The sequence below is a fragment of the Allobosea sp. BK604 genome, assembly GCF_004341515.1.
GTDB lineage: Bacteria > Pseudomonadota > Alphaproteobacteria > Rhizobiales > Beijerinckiaceae > Allobosea.
Genome location: NZ_SLZF01000004.1, coordinates 12,978 through 30,304, shown reverse-complemented (window position 1 = coordinate 30,304; position 17,327 = coordinate 12,978). Strand labels below are relative to the sequence as shown.

Sequence of the window (17,327 nt, the reverse complement as noted above, 5' to 3'; positions counted from 1 at the left end):
AGGCTCTGCAATGACGGTGAGCGAGCCAGACCTTCGAAAGATTGCTTCGGAGAGACGCTACGTCACCATCGTCTTCGTCGACCTCGTCGGCTACACAAGGCTGTCCGAGCAACTCGACCCGGAGGATCTGCGGGTCGTCCAGCGGCGCTATCAGCAGCTTACCCTGCAAACGATGGAGCGCTATGGCGGTTTCGTCGCGAGCTATACCGGCGACGGCGTCCTGATCTTCTTCGGCTATCCGATCGCACGCGGCAACGATGCCGAGCGCGCCGCCCGGGCGGCGCTCGAATTGATGGAGCGGCTGACGACGCTGAACACTGTCGTCGGCGACACCGTCGTGCCCGAGGTCACGGCGCGGGCCGGGATCCATTGCGGCCTCGTGGTGATGGAACCGACGCGGCTCAGCGGCGGCTCCAGCGAGCTCGGCGCCGTCGGCGAGGCGGTCAACCTCGCAGCGCGCCTGCAGGCCGAGGCGCAGCCGGGCGCTGTCGTCGCCAGCCGGGAGATCGTCGAGCTCACCGACGGGTTGTTCGAGATCGGCCAGCTCGGCGCACGGCCGATCAGGGGACTCTCGCGCGAGATCGAGCTCTTCCACATCATCGGCGAGCGCCTGGGCAGCACACGGCGCAAGGACGGCATGGCGAGCGGCGCCACCGTGCTCGCCGGCCGCGAAGCCTGCCTCGAGCGTATCCTCGAGCGCTGGACCCATGCGACGAGCGAGCAGCGCTCGCAATTCGTCCTCGTCTCCGGCGATGCCGGGGCCGGCAAGACGCGGGTGATCAGCGAGATCTGCAGCCATCCGGAATTCGCCAAGGCCGCGATCCTCGCCACCTATTGCCATGAACTCTTTGCCAGCACGCCGCTCTATCCGGTCGCGAGCTTCCTCTGGGCCCGTGCCGGGCTGAAATTCGAGGACGAGGACGAGACCCGCAACGACAAGATCGGGGCGCTGCTCAGCGAGATCGGCCTCAACTCCCCGGAGAATAACGAGATCGCCGCGAGCCTGCTCGGCCTGGCGGCCACCGGCATCCGCGAGCAGTTCGCGCCGGCGCCGACCCTGTTCAAGCGCAAGCAGTTCGAGTTCATCATCTCGGTGATCGCACGGACGGCTCGACGCCAGCCGACGCTGGTCGTGATCGAGGACACACATTGGCTCGATCCGTCATCGGCCGAGCTGCTGCGCGAGCTCATGGCCACCGTCGCCGACGCGCCCATGCTGGTGGTGGCGACGACGCGGCCGTTTCCGCGCGGCGAGAAGCTGCCGCAGCCCGATGACAGCATGAGCCTGGAGCCGCTGTCGGGCGAGCAATGCCTGATGCTGGCCCGCTCCATTCCCGGCGCCGACCTGCTGCCTGACGAGAAGATCGCGCAGGCGGTGGCGGCGGCGGAGGGCGTGCCGCTCTTCGTCGAGCAGCTGGTGCTGTCGCTGATTGACGAGCAGGTCCAGGCGCCGCAGCAGTTCCGGCGCTCCGACGTGCCGCTGCTCCTGGCCCAGATGATGTCCGAGCGGCTCGACCGGCGCCCGGGCGCGCGGCCGATCGTCCAGGCCGCGGCCTGCATCGGCCGTTCCTTCACCCCCACCTTCCTCGCCCGCATCCTGGATAGCGAAATCGGCAATGTGATCGAGCCGATCGAGGCGCTGGTTGAGGCCGAGATCCTGCTGCCCCGGCGCTTCGGGGCGGAAATCCGCTACGAGTTCCGGCACGCCCTGCTCCAGCGCATCGCCCATGAATCGATGCTGACGCGGGAGCGGCGCCTGATCCATGACCGGATCCTGCATCTGCTCGATCGCGGCCTCGGCTCGGATATCCCGCTGCCGGAAGTCATCGCCCATCACCTGACCGAGGCGGGGCGCTTCCAGGAGGCCGGCCGGGCCTGGCTGGAAGCGGGGCTGAATGCCAGCCAGCGCTCGGCCCATCCGGAGGCAATCGAGCATAGCCGGCGAGGACTGGCGCTGTTGGGCAAGCTCAAGGACAAGCAGGTCCAGGCCGAGCTCGAGCTCAACCTGCAGGCCGCGCTGATCGGCTCGATCACGGCGGCCCAGGGGCCGACATCGGCGAGCCTGCTGCAATGCTGCGAGCGCGGGCTCGAGCTCTGCGCCGAGCGCGAGCCATCGGCCCACGCCTTCCCCTTCCTCTTCGGCAAGTTCACCTTTGCCAATTGCCGCGGCGACGTTCCGGCCGCGACGGCGATGGCCGAGAATTTTCTGAAACAGTCGAATGAGGTCGGTTATGAAGCCGGCAAAGCCATCGGGCATCGCCTGATCGGCATGGTCCAGCTCGGACGGGGAGAGGCCAGGCAGGCGGCGGAACATCTCGAACGCTCGCTCTCCGCGGGCGAGCGCGACCGCAGCAATTCAAGCACCTTCATGTTCGGCCAGAGCACCGAGATCCATACCAAGTCGCTGCTGAGCCTCGCGCATTTCTGTATCGGCGATGTCGAGTCCTCGCTGCGCTTCGGAGTCGAGGCGTTGCGCTCGGCCGATGCCCTGCGGCATCCGCATTCGGCGGCGATCCCGATGTCCTATGTCGGCGGCTGGGTCTTCGGCCTGTCGAACGCCACGGATGCGCTGATTCAGGAGGCCGGGCGCCTCGTCGCCCTGTCCGAGCAGCATCGGCTCGAAGGCTTCCGCGCCCATGGCGCCGCCTTCCTCGGCTGGGGGCTGTGCCTGAAGGGCGATGTGCCGCGCGGCGCCGCGATCATGCAGCAGGCGATCGCCGGGTTCGACTCGGTCGGGTACGTCCTGTCCATCTCGGGCTATCTCGCCAATCTCGCCCATGCGCAGCTCAGGCTCGGCCAGGTCGACGCCGCCGCGGCGACCTGCCAGCGCGCGTTCGACCTGATGTCCCAGAGCGGCAATTGCTGGCTCGAGCCGGAATTGCACCGGATCGCGGCCCTGATCGCCGAGCAGGGTTCGGCGGCACGGCGGCAGGAGGCGCCCGGCCTGTTCCGGCAGGCCGTGCAACGGGCCAGGGACCTCAACGCGCCGGTCTTCGAATATCGTTGCCTGATCTCGCTGAAGGACCATCTCGGTTCCGCCGGCCTCGACGACGACATGGCCGCACGGCTGGCGGAACTGTCGCCATTCAGTGATTTGCCGGAGCGGGTCGCCGCGGCCTATCGCCTGAACGGAGCGCCCTCCGCCGCGACCTGACAGGCGGCCGGACCGCCCGAGCGCGCGGCGCGCGCCCTGCCGTCAGGGGACCTGCGCGCGCATCGTCCAGAGGGCAACGGAAATGGGCTGGCGCCGGCCGCGGATATCGACGGGGCGGAGATCGTCGGGCTCGCCATGCAGGCCCCTGTCCTCGCCAAGGGCCGCCAGGAAATCAGCGGAGACGGCGAGCCTGGCGTCGTGCTGCTTGGCGACCTCCATCAGCCGGCTCGCGACATTGACGCTGTCGCCCGTCGCCATGATGTGCTGGTGGCTCTCGTGCCCGAGCCGTGACACCACGACCTGGCCGTAATGGGCACCGACGCGCAGTTCCGGACGGCCGGCGGGCAGGTCGCTGCCACCGATCCAGGTCCTGACATCGCCGATCAGATCCCAGGCGGCCTCGAAGGCGCGGACGGCATCGTCGGGCCGCGGTTCGGGAATGCCGAACACGATCATGGCGCCATCGCCCATGAAGGTCATGACCAGGCCCTCATGGGCCGCGATCTCGTTCTCGACCAGGGTGTGGAACTGCTTGAGGAACTCGCGCGTCCCGGCCGGCCCGGCCTGCTCGCTCAGCCGCGTGAAGCCGGAGAGGTCGACGAACAGGATCGCCGCGTTCTGCATCACCGGGTCGCGCAGGAAATCGGGATCGCGCGCAATGCGCTCGGCCAGCACCGGCGGCTGGAACTGGCGCAGGGCCGCCTCGGCGCGCGCATGCTCGCGGCTCCGCCGGCGTTCCCAGAGCTGCCGCAACACCATGGCGGCGGCGACGGGCGGCACGATGCCGGCAAGCGGCAGGACGGCGCTGAACCAGTAGCCCTGCGCGAACAGCGCGACCGAGGCCAGGAGCCAGGCGCCGGTGACGAAGGCGACGAGGCCGGTGCCGATGCTGAGTGGCGTCAGCGCGACGATCAACACGCCGAGCACGGCCAGCGCGACGGTCACGCCGGCATCGACCCGGCGCACGGCAGGATCGCGCACCAGGCCGGACCCGCCGAGAAGCTGGGCGATGCCTGTCGCCAGCACCTCGACGCCGGGCGTCACCGGGTCGAACGGGGTGCCGAACGTATCGCCGACCGCGGTGGCGGTGGCGCCGATAACGACCATGCGACCGGCCAGCTGCCCGACCGCGACATCGCCGGCCAGGATCGCCGCCGCGCTGATCGTCTCAACGGCGCCGCGTGGCCCCTGGAAGCGCAGCGGCAAATGGAAGCCGAGATCGAGCGGCAGCGTGTGTCCGGCGATCTGGACCCGGTCCGCGGCCACGACTGGCGCCTCGCCGGTGAAGAGCGCGACGGCACGCAAGACAAAGGCCGGCGTCAAGCCGCGATCGGTCTGGAAGAGCAGCGGCAAATGCCGCGGCGCACCGCCCGGATCGGTCGAGATATTGACCAGGCCGACCGAAGCCGCCTCCGAGAACGGCGCTCCGGGCCAGAGCAGGTCATCGGTGCGGGGGACGAGCGAGCCGACCTCATTCGACCTGTCGAAGCGACCAGCGGCCGCGATCACCGCCGGGATCCGGCCGAGCGCCTCGGCCAGTGCCCGATCGTTCTCCGGCGCGCCTGCGTCGAGCAGCAGCAGATCGACCGCCAGCGCGCGCGGCTTGCCGGCGGCTATGGCGTCGATCAGCCTGGCGAGGGTCTGACGCGGCAGCGGGTAGCCGCGTTCCGCGGCGACGGTCCTGTCGTCGATCGCGACGATCACCACGGAGGATGGCGGCGTGCGCCGGCCGGCGATGAGCAGGCGGATATCGGCGAGCTGAGCCTCGACCCGGTCGAGCGAGCTGTGTTCTCCGACGAGATGCGACCAGCCGAGCAGGCCAGCCCAGAGCCCGGCGGCGATCGCCAGGGCCAGGACGATCAAGCGATGCGGGGACATCGCCGCGGAGGGCGTCACCGCCCGAAGCGCCCGAGCAGAAGACGCGCCCGTTCAAGCGGCCAGCGCCGCACGGTGAGCGGACGGCCGGGAGACACGTCGACGCCCTCGCCGGCGCCGAGCTCGACCGGCTCGGAGCCGTCGCGCCGGGTGACGTGCACCTTCCCCTCCTGCACGAACACCGCCGTCGCCGCTGCCGTGACGTCCACTGCGTAGACGGTGCCGCGCACCGAGGCGATGGCATGCGGCGTCAGAATCTGGAAACGGCCGCGCCGCGGCTGCAGATCGACCAGAACGCCCTTGCCATTGAGCTCGACGGCCTGGACGGCTCCCCCGCCCTGTGGCGGCACGATCTGGAAGCCCGCAGCCGATTCCGCCTCGATGATCACCCCGCCCCGGCATGTGAAGATGGTGCGCGGCGGCTCGGTGCGCGGCGTCGACGTGCAGCCGGCCGCCTGCTGCGCCATGGCATCGGTACCGGCCAGCGCCAGCATTCCGACGCACAGGCCGGCCAATCGCGAGCGGATGCTCCGCATGGGATGCCCTTCCGATGCCGGGTTCATGCCATCTCGACTTGGGCCAGGCGCCGGACACCATCGATATTATGGATCATCACGCGGCTGCGCCCAAGAGACAGAAGTCCGACCCGCTTCCATTGCTGGAGCTGGCGGTTGACCGTCTCGCGGCTGACGCCGGTCAGGGCGGCGAGCTCGTCCTGCGTGACATGGACCTCGGCGCCGTAATCGCTGACCAGCATGACGATGCGCCGGGCGAGCCGCGTCGATGCCGGCAGGAAGGCGCTGTCCTCCATGCGCTCGCTCATGTTGCGAATGCGCTCGCAGAGCAGTTCGATGAGCTGGATCGCGATCGACGGCTCGCGCCCGATCAGGTGCAGGAACTCGCGGCGCGGCACGAAGAACATCTCGGTCTCCTCGGTCGCCACCGCATCGGCCGTGCGCGAACGACCGTCGAGCAGGGCGATCTCGCCGAAGACATCGCCGCTGCCGAGCAGGCTCATCGTCATGTGCTGGCCGACCGCGTCGGTCGTGCCGATGCGGATCTGGCCGCGCCTGATCGCATAGAGCCCGTCACCGGGATCACCCTTCAGGAACAGGACCTGGCGCGGCTTGAGGCGGCGCTGCTGGCAAATCTCCGCGATATTCGCCAGGGCCTCGGGAGAGAGCCCGGCGAAAAACGGGTTGGCCGACAAAAGGCGAGCGAAATGGGACGCTTGGATCATCGAATGCTCCTCCCCCGATCTCTAGTCAGCCCGAGCCGGCCTCTACGTGACATAGCGCACAGAAGCTCCGGACGGAACGGCAGAGAAACTCGTCGCTGTAATTGACGGCAGTGCAGCATGCTGCCGCCGTCGGAGCCGATCCAACAGGAGGCTTGCGCCATGCGGCACGATACCAGCATCCACCGCGCCGGCTTGGAGTTAGCGGCGCTCGAACCCCTCGCCGAAGCCTGGCCGACCCGGCTTCGGGGGGAATGCCCGTTCCTCGGGCGGTTCAGCCGGGCCTGGAGCCGGTGCCGAGCCGTGCTGGCGCGGGCAACCAGCCAGCAGCGCACTGAGGCCGATCTCATCGGCCTCGACGCGCGCATGCTCCAGGATATCGGGCTGACCCGCGCCGAGGTCTCCGGCTGGGGGCCCTTGGGCAAGCATGCCCGGCCGCCGGCCGGTCATGCGCGCAGCCACATCTGACATCGCGTCACCGAAGTTCGTTTCAGGATCGAATAATGGGTTTCTATTCCAAGTATATTTTGCCGAAGGTCATCGATCTGGCCTGTGGCAGCAAGATCATGACGCGACAGCGGGCGCGTGTCGTTCCACAGGCGAGCGGCACGGTTGTCGAGATCGGCGTCGGCACTGGCCTCAATCTCGGCCATTACGACGCGGTGCGCGTGCGGCAGGTGACCGGCATCGATCCCTGCACGACGAGCCTCGCAATGGCGCGTGCCCGCGCCACCAGCTTGCCGGTGGCCATCACGCTGGCGCAGGGAAGCGCGGAAGCCCTGCCCTGCGCAGCCAATTCCGCCGATACGGTGGTCTCGACCTATACGCTCTGCACGGTGCCGCGGCCGGAACGCGCGCTCGCCGAGGTCTATCGCGTCCTCAAGCCCGGCGGCAGGTTCCTGTTCTGCGAGCACGTGGCCTCGCCGCACATGCGGGTCAGCGCCTGGCAGGACCGGCTGAACGGGGTCTGGGGCCGCTGTTTCGGCGGCTGCAACATCAACCGGAACGTCGCGCGCCTCGTCTGCGACGCCGGTTTCGAGATCGGCGAGCATGTCAGCGAGGACATCGCCGGCGAGATGGTCTTCATCCGGCACCAGAGCGCCGGTTGGGCGCGTAAACCGGCCCTGTGAGACCGCCACGCCGCCGCTCCCGCGGCTCCATGCGCAAGCGTTGCGCGCAATAGTAACCCCAGAATTGACGAAGCGTCATCCACGTGGGCACGATGCACTCGACTGCTGCATCGAGCGGCAACGCTGCCCCGGACGCGACGCCATGTGCTGCCGATGGTAGAGCTCTTCTCCTATATCTGGCGCAACAGCCGGCGAGAGCAGGTCAAGATCCTCGCGATCGTCCTGGTCTCCTTTCCGTTCTACTATCTCTCGCTCGACCTGCCCAAGTACATCATCACCGACGCAATCCAGGGCCGGGCCTTCCCTGACGGGGTCGCGACCGCCCGGCTATTGCATGTCTCGGTCGCCATGCCGGCCTGGCTCGGCGGCGGCCAGCGCGAGCTCTTTGCCGGCCTCACGCTCGAGCGAACCTCCTATCTCTTCGCGCTGTCGCTGCTGTTCCTGCTGCTCGTCCTGATCAATGGCGCGTTCAAATACGTCATCAACATGCGCAAGGGCGCACTCGGCGAAAGGCTGCTGCAGCGCCTGCGCTTCGATCTCTTCGCCGCCCTGCTGAACGTCGCGCCGGAGGCGCGGCGTCACCTGAAGCCATCTGAAGCTGCGACCGTGATCAAGGACGAGGTCGAACCGATCGGCGGCTTCGTCGGCGATGCCTTCGTCCAGCCCGTCCTGCTCGGCGGACAGGCCCTGACGGCGCTCGCCTTCATCCTGCTGCAGAACCTGGCGCTCGGCTTGATCGCGGCCGCGATCGTCGGCCTGCAGGCCGTCATCATCCCGCATCTGCGCCGCGAGCAAATCAGGCTCGGCAAGCAGCGCCAGCTCGCCTCGCGCGCGCTCGCAGGCAAGATCGGCGAGGTCGTCGAAGGGCTGGGCGAGGTCGCCAATCACGGCACCTCCGCGGCGGAGCGGAACCTTGTGGCCGAGCGGCTGGAGACGCTGTTCGGCATCCGCTACCAGCTCTATGGCCGCAAATTCGCGGTCAAGTTCCTCAACAACCTGCTGGCGCAGGTGACGCCCTTCCTGTTCTACACGATCGGCGGCTATTTCGCATTGTCGGGGCGGCTCGATATCGGCCAGCTCGTGGCGGTCATCGCCGCCTATCGCGATCTGCCGACACCGATCAAGGAACTGATCGACTGGGATCAGCAGCGCCTCGATGTCGAGGCGCGCTTCCAGCAGGTCAACCGGCATTTCGCGCTCGAGATGCGGCCGGCCCTGCCGGACGCTGCACCCGAGCGGGCACCAGTCAAGCTGACGGAGGGCGCGATCGCCGCCAAAGGGCTCACGGTTCTCGGCGCGACTGGCGACCGGGTGCTGGACCGCATCTCGCTGACGCTCCCGCTCGGCGCGCATGTCGCCCTGATCGACCGCAGCGGCGAAAGAGCCAGCACCTTCGCGCAGCTGCTCGGCGGCACCATCACGGTCTTTGACGGCTCGGTGACCTTGGCCGGCCTGCCGCTCGGCTCGCTGTCGCCCGAGCTGCGCGGACGCAGCTTCGCCTATCTCGGCCCCGAGCCCGTGATCTTCGACGGATCCCTGCGCGACAACATCCTCTACGGCCTGCGCCGCGCCAATGGCGAGGCAGGCACGCCTTGGGCGCTCGATCTCGAGGGCGCCGGCCTTACCGGTCCGGAAGAGCTCGAACGGCGCCTGGTCGAGATCCTGACGACGGTGGGCCTCGCCGATACGGTGTTCCGCTTCGGCCTGCAGCAACGCCTGAGCAAGGACGAGCCGAGCGCGATCGCCGGCCGGATCGCCGAGCTCCGCGCCAGGATCAGGGCGAAGCTGATCGCGAGCGGCGCGGGCGACGCGGTCGAGCCCTTCGACCCCGACCGCTACACGCACCACGCGCCGATCGGCGACAATATCCTGTTCGGCGTGGCCACCGATCCGGCCTGGAGCGACGAGGAACTGGCGAGCAATCCGACGATCCGCAAGATCCTCGACGATCTCGACCTGACACCGATGCTGACGCGGATCGGCCAGCGCATCGCCGCGACCATGATCGAGATCTTTCGCGATCTCCCGGCCGACCATGTCCTGTTCGAGCGCTTCTCCTTCATCACGGCCGAGCAATTCGACGACTATCGCGACATCGTCGCCCGGTCCGACGCTGCCGAGATGTCGGAGCGCGACCGTTCGCGCCTGATCGCCCTCGCCTTCCGCTATACCGAGCCGCGCCACAGGCTCGGGCTGCTCAGGCGGGTCGGCGAGCAGCGGATCCTGGACGCCCGCCATGCCCTGCGGGCCCAGGCGGGTCCTGCCCTGGCGGAAGCGATCGCCTTCTACGATCCCGAACAATATTGCGCGGCCGCGCCATTGCGCGACAACCTGCTCTTCGGCTGCGTCGCCAGCGGCGGGCGCTCGGATAACCAGCGCACGCTCGAAGCGATGCGGGAGAGCCTGGCCGAGCTGGGGCTCGAGCACGAGGTCTATCGCAAAGGTCTCGAACGTCAGGCGGGGTATGGCGGCCAATCGCTGTTCCCGGGCGTCAAGGTCGCCGTGGCGCTGGCGCGCTGCCTGATCAAGCACCCGCAGATGCTGATCCTGAACGAGGCGCTGGCCCCATTCGGCGAGACGGAGGCGGGACGGCTGCTGGCCCGGGTCCGGAGCCTGATGAAGGGCCGGACCCTGCTCGTGGCCGGCCGACAGTCGCGCGACTTCAGCGCCTTCGATGCGAGCGTCGAGTTCCATGCCGCCGGCTCGGTCAGCTCCGCAAGCCCGGCGATCCAGACCCAGGCCTTGCCGGATATCGCCGAGCCGGGCGAGGAAACCGGCGCCGAGAACGAGGAATTGCGGGCGCTGCGCTCGGTGCCGATCTTCGCCGAGATCGATACGCCGCGCCTGAGGCTGCTCGCCTTCACGGCGGAACGCATCACCTTCGCTGCCGGAGACGTCATCTTCCGGCAGGGGGACGAGTCGGATGCGGCCTATCTCGTGATCGAGGGATCAGCGGATGTCGTGACCGAGGCTTCGGGAAGCCCGGTGCTGATCTCCACCATGACCGGACACAGCCTCTTCGGCGAAATGGGCATCGTGACCGGAGAGCCCCGCTCCGCCACCATCATCGCGGCGACGGCCCTGACCGCGCTGCGGCTGCGCAAGACCGTGTTCACCGCGCTGCTCACGGAATTCCCGAGCATGGCGCTGTCCGTGACCCGATTGATGGTGAGGCGTCTTCAGGACAATGTCGCCGCGCTGAGCCGGCGCGAGTGATGGCGCGGCGCCATCACGGTTCCCCCCGCGCCGTGTGCGTCGGCAGGTCCGGAGGCGGCACGGGCGTCGGACGCGCGATTGCCGCATAGCGCATGATCCGGGTGGTTCGCGGCTCGCGGCGGCCTTCGACAAAGGGTGACAGTGTCAGGATATAGAGGATGAAGAGCTCATGCTGCCGGTTGATCCCGAGCTTGAGCATGATGCGCTTGATATAGGTCCTGACCGTGGCTTCGGTCAGGTCCAGGCCGACCGCGATCCGGGAGGGCGGCTGGCCGCACAGGATCCGCGATACGATCCGTTCCTCGGCCCAGGGCAGGCCGAAAACGGTTGCGATCCGCCGAGCCCCGGCGGCGGGATCGATCTGCGGGATGATGACGAGCACACGGTCGCGATGGCGTTCGCTCGGCGCCGCCCCGATCCAGGCGAAGGCGAAGGAGCGATGGTCCGTCGACAGGGGAATGATCCCGTTCGCCCAGCCCTTCTCGGACCGCGCCGCGATCGTGTCGCGCAGGGATTGCTGCAGCTTGCCGTTCACCAGGGGATTCGACCCGGCCAGGATGCCGTGGTCGAGGCAGACGGGATGTTTCGCGAGCAGCATCTGCCGCGCCGCTTCGTTGGATTCGAGGACGCGCAGCGTGTGGTCGACGACGAAGGCCGGGAAGGCGAACTCTTCGAGAATCCTGTCGAAGGCCATGCCGGCCGACCGGCGCTGCCCCTGTGCCATCGCCCAGATGATATCGGCCGCCCGCGACACGCAGCCGATCTCGGCCGGACAAAAGGGCGCGGCGCGCCAACCGGCGAGGAAGACCAGCTCCAGCCCCTCGCTGGCCGCGATCTTTCCGACCAGGGCATGGGCCGGCTCGTCCGCCTCCGCGCCGAGCAGCTCCGATGCGAGATCATCATCAGCCGGGATCGCGAAGAAGCTGTCATTCGTCCATTCGGAGCGCCCGACCAGTCGGTTGATCACATCGGCCGAGGGCTGCGCGCTCCGGCCCAGGCCGATCCTGACCGCATGCACCGCAAACCCGGTCTCCCGCGAGAGGATGACGGCAAAACATCGCCGGCATTCGAGTACACCCAGAAGCGCCTTGCCGAAGGCCTCAAGCGCAAGCGTGGAAGCAGCCATCTCACCATGAGGCCGCATTTGTAGTGTCGGCTCGTCGCGTAGCATCGGCCCCTCCCCGCCCGGGATTAACCCCAACAAACCTACTCATCTCTCTTTGAAGGCACGATTTACGCGTAGCATCAGCGGTTGAAGCAAGTATTCGGCAAAGGTTCTCTGGCCGGTCTCGATGAAGATCTCGACCGGCATCCCGGCCTGGAGCGACGCCATGTAGGGTGTCAACTCCGGTCTCAGCGCGAGATCGACCTCCGTCTTGTAGTAGGATCGTCCGGACCTTTGTTCGAGCAAGGCATCGGCAGTGATCATGGTGACGACACCGACCAGTTCGGGAGAGCGCCGAGGATTGAAGGCGAGAATGCGGATGCGAGCCGGCTGGCCTACGCCGACCTCGTTTCGATCGATCGGCTTGACCTCCGCCTCGACGATCAAACGATCCTGGGTCGGCACAATCTCCAGAAGCGTCTCGCGCGGCCCCAACACCGCGTTCGATTGCCTCGTGTTCAGTCCAACGACGATGCCCTTGTCCGGTGCCCGGATCTCGGCACGCTTGAGCATGTCATGCGCCGCCGCCAGGCGGTGTCTCGCATCGGCGATGCGCTCGCGTGCAGCATGTCGTTGTTGGGCGATATCCTGAAGCCAGTCGTAGCCAATTTGACGACGCCTATCCTCCAGCTCGGCGATCTTGCCCCGCGATTGAGCAATAGTTGAGGCATTCGTCGCGATCTGTGTTTCGGCCTGCACTTCCGCTCGCTTGAGCGCCAGCACCTTCGGCTTGCGCGCGAGCCCCCTGGCCAGCAGGAAATCCGTATCTTTAATTTCCTCGCGAAGAAAGAGCAATTGTTGGTCTAATCCTTCAGAGTTACTCAAAAGCCCCCGAATGGATTCTTTCAATTGCAATATCTGCTGATCGATCAGCCCAAGCTGACCTTTCAACGCGACGGACCTCGCCGCGAATTCTGCCGATTGCGTCTCGATCGCAACCTGCGCCTCGGGCTGTTCGTTGCTAAGCTGAAGCTCCTCCGGGAACGAAACTGCGGAGTGCCCGGATTGTTCAGCGTCGAGCCTGGCCTCGGTGGCGAGGTCGGCAAAAAGCTTGGTCTTGAGAACGCCGAGATTGGCTTCGATCTGGGTGGTGTCGAGCTGGGCGACGAGCTGGTCGCGCTCGACCTGATCGCCTTCGTGGACGAAGACCGCCTTGACGATGCCGCCTTCGAGATGCTGCACCACGCGCCGCTGCGACAGCACCTTGACCACGCCGGGAGCGATCACCGCGCTGGCGAGCGGCATGGTGACCGACCAGAGGCCGAATGTGCCGAGAAGGAAGGCGCAGAGAATGCAGCCCCAGATGACGAGCGCCCTGGAATCGCTCCTGGGCTGATCGGCCTGCCAAGGCGCTTGTGTGCTCGCTGGTGCGCTCGCGGCCCGGATCGCGGGCAGCATGTCGCGGCGCAGATCGCCCGGCGCCAGGCGCGAAGGCAGGTGCTGATGGATGATATCGACCATCAGCGCCTCCCCTCGGCGATCACCGGCTTGGCCTGGTCGTTCGACGCCGCGCTCGGCTGCCGGAGCGGCGTGACGCCGGACATGGTTTTAGGCAGTACCTCGGATGGCGGGCCGAAGGCGACCTGGCCGCCACCGCGCAGGAACAGCACGAAATCCGCAACGGTGAACAGGCGCGGGCGATGCGTCACGATTACCAGGGTCGCACCGCGCGCCTTCGCGTCCCTGATCGCGGTGCAGAGGGCCTCCTCCCCCTCGGGATCGAGATTGGAATTCGGCTCGTCCAGCAGGATCAGCCGGCGATTGCCGGAGAGCGCCCTGGCGAGGCCGATACGCTGGCGCTGGCCGCCCGACAGCTTGGCGCCGTCGCTGCCGATCTCGGTCTCGTAGCCATTGGGCAGGGAGAGGATCATCTCATGGGCGCTCGCCTGCCGGGCGGCCGCGACGACATCCTCATCCGTCGCGGTTTCGTCGAAACCAGCGATCGCCTCCGCGATCGTGCCGCCGAGCAGTTCGACATCCTGCGGGAGATAGCCGACATAGCGGCCGAGTTGGTCCGGATCCCAATCATCGAGCGCGGCGCCGTCCAGGCGAATGCTCCCCAGCGTCGGCTTGTCGAGCCCGGCGAGCATGCGCAGCAGCGTCGACTTGCCGGCACCGGTCGGGCCGATGACGACGACGACGCTGGCGGGGGGACAGCGGAAATTGACGCCGGCCAGAGCCGCCCGGCTGGCCTTGGCGAGTCGGAAGCCGACGGCGACGACGTCCAGCGCCCCGACAGGCGGCGGCAGCAGCGTCCGGCGCCGACTGCTCAGCGCTGCCCCCGTCGCCCGGCAGACCTGCGCCCAGGCATCGCGCGCGGAGACCAGCGAGCGCAGCCCGGCGACGAGATGCTCCATCGGCGCCAGCGTCCGGCTGATGATGATCGAGCTCGCCATCATCCCGCCGACCATGACCTCGTTCTGCAGGGTCAGCCACGCTCCGGTCCCGATCGCCAGGACCTGGAGCGACACCCGGAGCAGATGGGCGATCGATGCGATCAGCGCGACGCGCTCGTTCGCCCTGACCATCGGCGCCAGTGCGCGGTCGTTGAGCCAGGCGAATTCGCGGATGGCGCCCTGCGTCCAGCCCATCGCCCGCAACAGGCCGCCATGCCTGACGATGCCGTCGAGCGCGCGCTGGCTGCGCTGGGCGGCGCTCGTGGCCGGGGCGAGTTCCGCCCGGGCCACACGCCCGCTCAGAACGGCAAGCGCGAGCAGCAGCAGCGAGCCGATCGTCGCGAGCAGCCCGAACCAGGGTTGGATCAGGTAGAGCACGATGATGAAGGCGGGCAGGAACGGCGCGTCGATCAGGGTGGCGATGGTGCCGCTCGCCAGGAACGTCCTGAGCTCGCGCACCCGCACCATGTCATGCGCATCACCATCGCCTCGCCGTGCCGGATCGATGATCGAGGCCTTGAGGACGAGCGGCGCCAGGAACTGCTCGAAGCCGACCGCGAAGCGGCCGAGCATGCGAAAGCGCAGTACATCGAAACAGGTGCTGAAGCTCAGCGCCGCCAGCGCAAGCACCGTCAGGCCGATCAGCGTATCGACATTGCCGCTGGTGATGACGCGGTCGAAGACCTGGATCGTATAGAACGGCACGATCAGCAGCAGCGCGTTGATGACGATGCTGAAGAATAGAACCCAGACAAGGACATACCGCCCCGGAATCGCCTTGAAGAGCGTCTGCCCTGTCAAACCGGCGGTCCTGGGGTCGGCGCGGGATTCTGAAGCCGTACGACTTGCAAAGGCGTCGGGCATGGACTCAGACCAGGCGAGAAGCGGATCCTGCGTTTGCCGTTGAGGGACGGCGGCGTTCGCCGCCGTCCCTCAAATCGCGTCACACCAATTGGATCGCCTCATAGCCCGCGAAGGCATTGATGTCGGCGATCGAGTCGAGCGTGAACGGATCGGGCAGACCGCTGGTGATGCCGTCGAGCACGATCGAGCCGAAGGCGAAGGTCAGCGTGGTGTTGACCCCGTCATCGACCACCGTGACATCGGCATCCGGGTCGAAACCATCGGGAACGTCGATGACGACGGTATCATCATTGGCGAAGCTGAGATCGGTGATCTCGTCATCGCCGAAATCGACGCCGTCGCCGTCGAACTCGAAGCTGTCGGTGCCGGTCCCGCCGCTGAGCAGGTCGTCCCCTTCACCGCCGACGAGCGTATCGTTGCCGCCATTGCCCTCGAGCGTGTCGTCGCCATCATCGCCATTGACGACATCGGCTCCGCCACCGCCGCTGAGCGCGTCGTCACCCTCGCCACCGGAGAGCGTATCGGCGCCGGCCTCGCCATTGATCGTGTCGTTGCCATCATCGCCGAACATCACGTCGCCATTGGCGCCGCCATTCATGGTGTCGTCGTCGGCCCCGCCCGACATCCAGTCGGCGCCATCGCCGCCATTCATCAGGTCGAGGCCGTCACCGCCATACATGGTGTCGCCGCCGACGCCGCCATCCATGGTGTCGTCGCCCTCACCGCCGTAGAGCAGATCGTTGCCGGCGTCGCCGTTGACCGTATCGTTGCCGGCCTGGCCATCGACGGTATCGGCACCGTCGCCGCCGCTCATGGTATCGTCGCCGTCACCACCGAGCATGTAATCCTGGCCGGCATCGCCCGAGAGCTGGTCATTATCGGCGCCGCCATCGATCGAGTCGGCGCCACCGCCGCCGCTGATCGTGTCGAGGCCGTCACCGCCGGAGAGCGTGTCGGCTCCGGCATCGCCGTTGATGATGTCGTCCCCGGCGTCGCCATTGATGGTGTCGGCACCATCGTTGCCGTTGAGGATATCGTTGCCGTCGCCGCCATTGACCGTGTCGTTGCCGGAGCCGGCCAAGCTGAAATCATCGCCGTCGCCACCGTCGATATTGTCGTTGCCGGAGCCGCCGCGCAGGTCGTCGTCACCATCGTCACCGGTCAAGGTGTCGTTGCCGGCACCGCCATCGACGCGGTCGTCGCCCTCGTCGCCATGCAGGGTGTCGTTGCCGCCTTCGCCGAAGAGCAGATCGCCCTCGGTGCCGCCGTTCATGGTGTCGTCGCCGTCACCGCCATGCATCTCGTCGCTGCCGGCATCGCCCGACATCGTGTCGATACCGGCGCCGCCGGTCATGTAATCGTCACCGTCGCCGCCGGTCATCTGGTCGTCGCCATTGCCGCCGTCCAGCGTGTCGTCGCCGGCCCCGCCATCGACCGTGTCATTGCCGTCGCCGCCATTGACGGTGTCGTTGCCATCCTCGCCGAACAGCGCGTCGTTGCCGGCATCACCATTGATGGAGTCGTCGCCGCCACCGCCATAGGCGGTGTCGTCACCCTCGCCGCCGCTCATCGTGTCGGCGCCGGCGCCGGTGCCGTCATACTCGTCGCCGTACAGGGTATCGTTGCCCTTGTCGCCAAAGACGCTGTCGTCACCGAGGCGGCCGACGACGAGATCGTCGCCATTGTTGCCGTGCAGGATATTGTTGACCTCAGTACCGAAGATCGTGTCGTTTCCGCCATTGCCGTTCGCATTGGCTGGATGACCGGGAATGACTGCTAGATTGATGAAATCTGGACCGTTGGTACCTTGATACGTTGCCATAACGGTGTCTCCCTGGTTTCCGACCGCGTGATCATCGTCGAAGACAGACCTCTCGCCGGAGCGAGGCATGACTGTTTGCTGATGACGGCCAGGATGCGCCCGGGAGGCTAGGGAAGCTGGCCTTCCGCGATAATCCCCAATTGGTGACAGAAATGCTTGGCGAATGCTTTGGAGTGCTTTCGGAGGACGCGCTCAACGCTGCGACTTAGCCTTGCGCGATCGCGTCCGAGGCCCCGTCCTGGGGCAGGATGGCGGCACGGACTGCGATTTTCGTCAGCATCGCCCGGCAGCAAGATGCGCTTCCTAACTATTCCGGATAGTATCGGGCAGCTCGCCAGCCGGCGCAGGCGGCTCCGGACCACAATCCGCGCCGGGACCGCAAGCGCATTTCCGCGCTTCTCCGAAGCGCGAAAATTCCCTTTTCCTTTGTTTTGTCGCATTTTCTTCACGCGAACCGGTATCCACTTC

11 protein-coding genes are annotated in these 17,327 nt (G+C 67.2%); 4 read left to right on the top strand and 7 right to left on the bottom strand.

Annotated elements, in window-relative coordinates:
- Positions 1-10 precede the first annotated feature (10 nt).
- Positions 11-3,154, top strand: coding sequence for an ATP-binding protein (locus EV560_RS13270; RefSeq protein WP_131856261.1), 3,144 nt, complete (start codon positions 11-13; stop codon positions 3,152-3,154).
- Positions 3,155-3,196: 42 nt separating this feature from the next.
- On the opposite strand, the gene EV560_RS13265 is transcribed toward EV560_RS13270, so the two are convergent.
- Genes EV560_RS13265 through EV560_RS13255 form a run of 3 tightly spaced genes read right to left on the bottom strand, consistent with a single transcriptional unit; the run spans position 3,197 to position 6,269 of the window.
- The gene (locus tag EV560_RS13265) at positions 3,197-5,050 is read right to left on the bottom strand and encodes a CHASE2 domain-containing protein (RefSeq protein ID WP_248312036.1); all 1,854 of its coding nucleotides are present in this window, start codon (positions 5,048-5,050) and stop codon (positions 3,197-3,199) included.
- Complete coding sequence (locus EV560_RS13260) at positions 5,047-5,565, bottom strand: FecR domain-containing protein (RefSeq protein ID WP_248312035.1); 519 nt, start codon at positions 5,563-5,565, stop codon at positions 5,047-5,049. Before EV560_RS13260 ends, EV560_RS13265 begins: the two co-directional genes overlap by 4 nt.
- A 23-nt stretch (positions 5,566-5,588) precedes the next feature.
- Positions 5,589-6,269 carry a Crp/Fnr family transcriptional regulator gene (locus EV560_RS13255; RefSeq protein WP_131856260.1) on the bottom strand — a complete coding sequence of 227 codons (681 nt, stop codon included), beginning with the start codon at positions 6,267-6,269 and terminating at the stop codon, positions 5,589-5,591.
- Positions 6,270-6,428: 159 nt separating this feature from the next.
- On the opposite strand from EV560_RS13255, the gene EV560_RS13250 reads away from it, so the two are divergent.
- From EV560_RS13250 to EV560_RS13240, 3 genes are all read left to right on the top strand, one after another.
- Positions 6,429-6,734, top strand: coding sequence for a YjiS-like domain-containing protein (locus EV560_RS13250; protein WP_165923450.1), 306 nt, complete (start codon positions 6,429-6,431; stop codon positions 6,732-6,734).
- A gap of 35 nt (positions 6,735-6,769) precedes the next feature.
- Positions 6,770-7,396 carry a class I SAM-dependent methyltransferase gene (locus EV560_RS13245; protein ID WP_131856258.1) on the top strand — a complete coding sequence of 209 codons (627 nt, stop codon included), beginning with the start codon at positions 6,770-6,772 and terminating at the stop codon, positions 7,394-7,396.
- A gap of 153 nt (positions 7,397-7,549) precedes the next feature.
- Positions 7,550-10,612, top strand: a complete 3,063-nt coding sequence (locus tag EV560_RS13240) for a cyclic nucleotide-binding domain-containing protein (protein ID WP_131856257.1) — start codon at positions 7,550-7,552, stop codon at positions 10,610-10,612.
- Positions 10,613-10,625: 13 nt separating this feature from the next.
- Here EV560_RS13240 and EV560_RS13235 read toward each other — a convergent pair whose 3' ends face one another.
- The 4 genes from EV560_RS13235 to EV560_RS13220 form a co-directional block, all read right to left on the bottom strand.
- Positions 10,626-11,738 (bottom strand): helix-turn-helix transcriptional regulator, encoded by a 1,113-nt coding sequence (locus EV560_RS13235; protein ID WP_165923449.1) that lies wholly within the window; start codon positions 11,736-11,738, stop codon positions 10,626-10,628.
- An 84-nt stretch (positions 11,739-11,822) separates the two neighbouring features.
- Complete coding sequence (locus EV560_RS13230; protein WP_248312034.1) at positions 11,823-13,238, bottom strand: HlyD family type I secretion periplasmic adaptor subunit; 1,416 nt, start codon at positions 13,236-13,238, stop codon at positions 11,823-11,825.
- Entirely contained in the window at positions 13,238-14,974 is a 1,737-nt protein-coding gene (locus tag EV560_RS13225) for a type I secretion system permease/ATPase (protein WP_248312033.1), read from the bottom strand. Before EV560_RS13225 ends, EV560_RS13230 begins: the two co-directional genes overlap by 1 nt.
- Before the next feature lie 142 nt (positions 14,975-15,116).
- On the bottom strand, positions 15,117-16,859 hold the full coding sequence (locus EV560_RS13220; RefSeq protein WP_165923448.1) for a calcium-binding protein: 1,743 nt from the start codon (positions 16,857-16,859) through the stop codon (positions 15,117-15,119).
- Positions 16,860-17,327: the final 468 nt, after the last annotated feature.